The 5,049-nt window shown below is 70.9% G+C and carries 4 protein-coding genes; 2 read left to right on the plus strand and 2 right to left on the minus strand.

Features of this window, described 5'->3' with window-relative positions:
- Positions 1-176: 176 nt before the first annotated feature.
- A complete protein-coding gene (locus M3N57_10625; protein ID MDP9023122.1) occupies positions 177-2,174 on the minus strand; it encodes a protein meaA in 1,998 nt (665 codons plus the stop codon).
- 320 nt (positions 2,175-2,494) lie between these two features.
- On the opposite strand from M3N57_10625, the gene M3N57_10630 reads away from it, so the two are divergent.
- Positions 2,495-3,460, plus strand: a complete 966-nt coding sequence (locus M3N57_10630; GenBank protein MDP9023123.1) for a peptidoglycan DD-metalloendopeptidase family protein — start codon at positions 2,495-2,497, stop codon at positions 3,458-3,460.
- 4 nt (positions 3,461-3,464) lie between these two features.
- Here the strand turns inward: M3N57_10630 and M3N57_10635 are convergent, their stop codons facing one another.
- Positions 3,465-4,109, minus strand: a complete 645-nt coding sequence (locus tag M3N57_10635) for an O-methyltransferase (GenBank protein MDP9023124.1) — start codon at positions 4,107-4,109, stop codon at positions 3,465-3,467.
- Positions 4,110-4,169: 60 nt separating this feature from the next.
- On the opposite strand from M3N57_10635, the gene M3N57_10640 reads away from it, so the two are divergent.
- Positions 4,170-4,796, plus strand: a complete 627-nt coding sequence (locus tag M3N57_10640) for an NYN domain-containing protein (GenBank protein MDP9023125.1) — start codon at positions 4,170-4,172, stop codon at positions 4,794-4,796.
- The last annotated feature ends 253 nt before the right edge of the window (positions 4,797-5,049 follow it).

Genomic DNA, 5,049 nt, shown 5'->3' on the forward strand with positions numbered 1-5,049 from the left:
GGTGTTCACCGCACCCAACGGCACCGCCCACCAACGACCACCACCCTGACCACCACCCCGGCCCACCACCCCGGCCACCACCCCGGCCACCACCCCACGCCCCCGCAGACCACCGCAACCCGGAACGTGCCGACGCCCGTTCAATGACCGCCCGGAGCGAACACGCAACGCCCCGGTCAACCGCCGGGCGCGAGACGGTCCCCCGCCAGCTCGGCGACGTCCACCAGGACGCGGGTCAGCTCGTAGTCCTTCGGGGTGAAGATCGCCGCCACCCCGGCCTCGCGCAGCCGCTGCTCGTCACCGATCGGGATGATCCCGCCGGCCACGACCGGGACGTCGTGGCCCTCGGCCTTCAGCCCCTCGATGACCTTCGGCACGAGCGCCATGTGCGAACCCGACAGGATCGACAGACCGACGAGGTGGACGTCCTCGTCGACTGCGGCGCGCACGATCTGCGCTGGGGTCAGCCGGATCCCCTCGTAGATGACCTCCATGCCGAGGTCGCGGGCGCGGACGGCGACCTGCTCGGCGCCGTTGCTGTGCCCGTCGAGCCCCGGCTTGCCGACCAGGATCCGCAGCTTCCGCCCGAGCCGGGTCTCCACCGCCCGCACCCGGTCCCGGGCCTCCTCCAAGCGCTCCCGCAACGGCCCGCCGTCGGCGACGGTGCGTGCGCTGACCCCGGTCGGGGCGCGGTACTCGCCGAACAGCTCGCGCAGTGCGCCGGCCCACTCCCCGGTCGTGACCCCCGCCTTGGCCGCCGCGATCGACGCCGGCATGAGGTTGTCGCCGGCCTCCGCCGCCTCCCGGAGCCGTTCGAGCGCCTCCTTCACGGCGGTGTCGTCGCGCTCCGCGCGCCACGCCTTCAACCGGGCGATCTGCTCGTCGTCGGCCACATCCGGGACCTTCAGGAACCCCCCGTCGGCGTCGATCAGCGGTGACGGCTCGTGCTCTGTGAAGCGGTTGACGCCGACGACGGTCTGCTCACCGGACTCGATCCTGCGGATCCGCTCGGCGTTCGACCGCACCAGCTCCTGCTTCATGTGATCGAGGGCGGCCACCGCGCCGCCCATGTCGAGGATCTGCCCGAGCTCGTCCCACGCCGCCTCGGCGATCTCCGCGGTCAACGCCGCCATGGTCTGCGACCCGGTGAACAGGTCGTCGTGGTCGAGCAGATCGGTCTCGTAGGCGAGGATCTGCTGCATCCGCAGGGACAGCTGCTGGTCCCACGGACGGGGCAGACCGAGCGCCTCGTTCCACGCGGGCAGCTGGATGGCACGGGCTCGGGCGTCCTTCGACAGGGTCACGCCGAGCATCTCGATCAGGATCCGGGCGATGTTGTTCTCCGGTTGCTGCTCGGTCAGGCCGAGAGAGTTGACCTGCACCCCGTAACGGAAACGCCGCAGCTTGGGATCCTCGACCCCGTACCGCTCGCGGGTGATGCGGTCCCACAGCTCGACGAACGCCCGGGTCTTCGCGACCTCCTCGACGAACCGGATCCCGGCGTTCAAGAACCACGAGATCCGCCCAACCACGACGGGGAACTGCTCTTCGGGGACCCGCCCACGTTCCCGGACCGTGTCGAGCACCGCGCAGGCGTTCGCCAGCGCGAACGCCACCTCCTGCACCGGCGTCGCGCCCGCTTCCTGCAGGTGGTAGCTGCAGACGTTCAGCGGGTTCCACTTCGGGATGTGGCGGACCGTGTACTCGATGAGCTCGGCGGTCAGGCGCATCGACGGCTCCGGCGGGAACGCGTATGTGCCCCGTGACAGGTACTCCTTCAAGATGTCGTTCTGGGTCGTGCCCCTCAGCGCCGAGACGTCCGCGCCTTGCTCGTCGGCCACCGCCACGTACAACGCCAGGAGCCACATGGCGGTGGCGTTGATCGTCATCGACGTGTTCATCTGCTCCAGCGGGATGCCGTCGAACAACCCGCGCATGTCCTCGATCGATCCGATCGGCACGCCGACTTTCCCCACCTCGCCGCGGGCCAGCTCGTGATCGGCGTCGTAGCCGGTCTGGGTGGGCAGGTCGAAGGCGACCGACAAGCCGGTCTGTCCCTTGGCGAGGTTGCGGCGGTACAGAGCGTTCGACGCGGCCGCCGAGGTGTGCCCCGAGTAGGTGCGGATGATCCAGGGTCGGTCGCGGTGCGAGCCTGGCAGGTATGAGCCTGGCATCTGTTGCCTCCGGCGCCTGGACACCGTGCGAGCGTAACCACACGGTGTTCGCACACCGAACCGCGCGTCGGCGTCGGTGGCGAGCCCGGGCGACTTCTGGCAGGCTCCTCCGATCGGAGGGACGACGCAGGCCGGACGGAGAGCCTGCGACGACGTCGCGGCGAAGGGGCCATGGGTCCACCCCCGGGGGCGCCCACGTCGACTGACCGAGGGGACAACCGAGCAGCATGCTCGCTGACGCACGCGCGCGCCGAGCCGCGCGGCCAGGTCTCAACAGCAGACCACCGGCGGACGCGCGACCCCGGCGGTTGCTGCTGGCGTTGGCCGTCGCCGTCTCGGTGATCGTCCCCACCGGCGCCTGGGCCCAGGACTTCGAGACGGTCGAACGCCAGAAGAACGAGCTCGAGGACCGGATCGGCGAAGCCGCCGCCGAACTGGATGACCTGACGGCGCGCATCGCCCTGACCCGAGACGAGCTCGGTTCCCTCCAGCAGCGCGCCGACGACCTCGAGGTCGAGGCCCGAGAGGCCGGCGAGGCCCTGCAGGCACGGGCGCGTGCCACCTTCAAGCGGGGCGAGTCCAGCGCGCTCGAGTCGCTGTTCGACTCCGACGGGCCCGACGGTGCGCGCGAACGTTCCCGCCTGCTGGCAGCGCTGTCGCGGCGGGACCTGGCCGCCTTACAGCGCTCCTCGGCGCTGCGCACGCAGCTGGACCAGACCCGCGAACTGCTGACCGCCAAGGCCGCCGACCTGGCGCAGCTCGAGGCGCAGATGGTGCAGCGCGCCGAGGAGCTGCAGGCGCGCTTCGTCGAGGTGTCGGAGGTGTACCGCGAGCTGAAGACCCGCAAGGACCGCCAGCGGCTGATCACACGCGGCTCCCAGCAGGGCCTCTACGCCTGCATCATGCAGGGGGCCTACCACTTCCGCGACACCTGGGGTCATCCCCGATCCGGCGGCCGGCGCCACAAGGGCACCGACGTCATGGCCCCGCACGGGGCGCCGGTCTACGCCTTCACGACCGGGCGGATCCAGCGCTTCTCGAGCGGCGGGCTGGGCGGCATCGCGCTGTACCTGCGGGGCGACGACGGCGTCCAGTACTACTACGCGCATCTGAAGGGCTACGCGGCCGGGGTCCACCCGGGGAAGCGTGTCGAGGCCGGCCAGCTCGTCGCGTACAACGGCAGCACGGGGAACGCCGACGCGTCGGCGCCACACGTCCACTTCGAGGTCCGCCCCGGCGGGGGCGGACCGATCAACCCCTACCACTGGTTGACGCCGGTGTGCTGAGGACTCACGCCACCCGGAGTGCCACCACGACACCGTCGCGGAGCGGCACCAGGCTGCTGACGAACCTTCGATCGTCGGCCACCAGCCGGTTGTGCTCGCGGATGGCCTCCGTCCAGCCGGGACGGCCCGGGGTCGGTTCCCCGGTCGCAGCCCGCCCGAACCACAGCGTGTTGTCGCACAGGTACACCCCGCCGACGCGCACCCGCTCGGCGGCCGCCCGCCAGTGGTCGGGGTAGCGATCCTTGTCCGCGTCGCAGAAGATCACGTCGAACGCCCCGTCGGTGGCCTCCAGGACGTCGAGCGCGTCACCGACCTCGAACCGGACCCGGTCCCACAGCCCGGACGGGGCCAGGAAGCGCTCGGCCGCCTCGGCGTTGGACGGGTCGAGGTCGGTGCACACCACCTCTCCGTGCGCACCGACCGCCTGCGTGAACCAGTACGCCGAGTACCCGAACCCCGAGCCGAGCTCGAACACCCGCCGGGCACCGACCGCTCGGGCCTGCAGCTGCAGGAACCGCCCGACGGCGGGGCCGACGATGGGGAAGTCCCGTTCGCGAGCGTGTCGCTCCATCCGGTCCAGGACGGGGTCGTCGACGACGACCAACTGGCGCAGGTAGTCCTCGACCGCGGGATCCACGATGCCGTCCACGGGCGCTCCGTCGTCGACTGGGGGGCGAGCCTACGATGACCCGGCGGATCGGAGGGGAGCATGGGTCGTCACCTGCTGGTGTGGGACGCTCCGAACGTCGACATGACCCTGGCCAACATCATCGATGGGAAGCCGACGGCACGGGAACGCCCGGACCTGGACGTGCTCGGCCGTTGGCTGGTGGACCGGGCCGGCCCGGACGACGAGGTCGAGGCCTGCGTCTTCGTCAACGTCGCGCCGCACGTCGCCGGACCGATGCGCGGATGGGTGATGTGGTTGTTGGAGGAAGGTTTCCGCGTCTTCGCCAAGCCCAAGGTCGGCGACAGCGACGTCGACGGCGACATGCTGGACCACATCCAACGCCGCCGCACCGACGGCGATCTCGCTGCCGTGTACGTCGGATCCAACGATGCCCGCAACTTCCTCGAGCCGCTCGAGGAGATCGCCGCTGACGGCGTGGGCGTGACCGTGCTGGCGTTCGCCGAGTACGCCGGCGGGCTGTCGTCCAGCGATCGGTTGGCGTTCATCGACCTGGAAGACATCTCTGGCCTGTTCACCCAGCCGCTGCCACGGATCAACCTGGAGACACTGCCGTCCGACGGCCGCTGGTTCGAACCCACCGGGCAGCTGGGGGCTATCGGCGGCGAGCAGCCCGACGCCGTCCTCCCCGAGGACGTGGCGATCTGATCCCTCGCGACGGCGCTGTGACTCCTGTACGGTCGTGTGCCACCCGTAGAGTGCTGTTCATTCCCTCGTGGAGGCACCCCGTTGCGTCCCACCCGCCGCCTGGTCGTCCTCCTGGCCGTCCTCGCGCCGCTGCTCGTGGGGCTGCCGGCTCCGTCGGCGATCAGCCAGCCGCCGCAGGCAGCGGCGCGCGCGTTCGAGGTGACCGCCTGGGAGCGGCCTGGTCCCGCCGCAGGCCACGACCGCTGGGTCGTGT

The organism is Actinomycetota bacterium (assembly GCA_030776725.1).
GTDB lineage: Bacteria > Actinomycetota > Nitriliruptoria > Nitriliruptorales > JAHWKO01 > JAHWKW01.

What these genes read in the sequence shown, in the direction of transcription:
- M3N57_10640 (MDP9023125.1), top strand. Translation starts at nt 4,170, where the DNA reads ATGGGTCGTCACCTGCTGGTGTGGGACGCTCCGAACGTCGACATGACC.
- M3N57_10625 (MDP9023122.1), bottom strand. Translation starts at nt 2,174, where the DNA reads ATGCCAGGCTCATACCTGCCAGGCTCGCACCGCGACCGACCCTGGATC.